This window comes from Pseudomonas meliae, assembly GCF_001400515.1.
Lineage (GTDB): Bacteria > Pseudomonadota > Gammaproteobacteria > Pseudomonadales > Pseudomonadaceae > Aquipseudomonas > Aquipseudomonas amygdali.
Genome location: NZ_LJQT01000417.1, coordinates 1 through 311 on the forward strand (window position 1 = coordinate 1; position 311 = coordinate 311).

Consider the following 311-nt stretch of genomic DNA (forward strand, 5'->3'; position numbering starts at 1 on the left):
CCCCCCCGCACACGCTCGACCATCACCCGAATCAATCTTGCTACCCTCCCCCCTCAACCCGACCTAGACTTGGGTCATTCCAAGAATAGGTACGCCATCATGTCCGAGTCGCTGCTCAGTTCACGAAACCTGGCTTTCGAGCTGTATGAAGTGCTGGACGCCGAAGGGCTGACGCGGCGTGAGCGGTTTGCCGAGCATTCGCGGGAAACCTTCGATGCAGCGCTGGGGACGGCGCGTACTATCGCAGAAAAATATTTTGCGCCACACAACCGCAAGGCTGACGAAAACGAGCCGCGCTATGAAAATGGCGA

At 57.9% G+C, this 311-nt stretch carries 1 protein-coding gene; it reads left to right on the forward strand.

What is annotated here, in order from left to right; genetic code table 11:
• Positions 1–99: 99 nt before the first annotated feature.
• The coding region (locus ALO64_RS26430) for an acyl-CoA dehydrogenase N-terminal domain-containing protein (protein ID WP_235805016.1) at positions 100–311 on the forward strand (212 nt) is incomplete at its 3' end.